Annotated in this window: 1 pseudogene; it reads right to left on the bottom strand. The window is 42.9% G+C overall.

Features of this window, described 5'->3' with window-relative positions:
- Positions 1-215, bottom strand: a pseudogene (locus R0K30_RS23420) (hypothetical protein); the annotation flags it as partial.
- Positions 216-238 lie beyond the last annotated feature (23 nt).

Here is a 238-nt window from a genome sequence, read left to right as displayed (position 1 = left end):
GATCGAAGTTCCTCTTCTTCTGATTGTTTCAAAGCAATGGCAATATTTTCACCCACCTCAGACAGCCGTGACATATCTTTTTGCATCAAAGTTATCGAAAAAATAAAATAAAAGGCTGTATGAATCAGCAGCACCATTAAAAACAAAGGGAACGACATAGAAAGCCGGGGTTGGTGTTTTAATCGCATGCGTGATCCTGTCATCGCGTCACCCACACCGCTCGCTGTGTGAATCAGCT

This window comes from Bacillus sp. SIMBA_154, assembly GCF_046536015.1.
GTDB classification, from domain to species: domain Bacteria; phylum Bacillota; class Bacilli; order Bacillales; family Bacillaceae; genus Bacillus; species Bacillus pumilus_P.
Note: the sequence above shows the minus strand (reverse complement) of the source record. Positions and strands in the feature narration are given on the sequence as shown.